The following is a 268-nucleotide window of genomic DNA, read 5'->3' as shown; positions in this document are numbered from 1 at the left end:
CCAGGCCTTCATCTTCAGCACGAAGACCGATCCCGGCGAGTTCGGGTCGGCGTCCTCGACGTGGTGGGTTAGCATCGCGCCCAGACCCAGCACGTCGAGCGCGTCGATCTCCTCGCCCGTGCCCAGGATGATGGGCCGTCCGATCACCTCGTAGAGGCCGTGCAGCACTTCTGTCCTGTTGATGACGTAGAGCTTGAAGGCCGGCACCAGCCGCACATGCCTGATCTGTACGTCGACGGACGGCACAAACCCCTCGACCTGCAGGTCC

The 268-nt window shown here is 64.2% G+C and carries 1 protein-coding gene; it reads right to left on the bottom strand.

Annotated features, from left to right (window positions below):
- Positions 1 to 268 (bottom strand): hypothetical protein (locus tag KVT34_RS30330; protein WP_217563298.1); only part of this gene is annotated, 268 nt, incomplete at both ends.

This window comes from Paenibacillus sp. GbtcB18, assembly GCF_019091125.1.
Lineage (GTDB): Bacteria > Bacillota > Bacilli > Paenibacillales > NBRC-103111 > Paenibacillus_F > Paenibacillus_F chitinolyticus.
The sequence above is the reverse complement of the archived record's forward strand: the minus strand, read 5'-3'. Positions and strand labels throughout refer to the sequence as shown.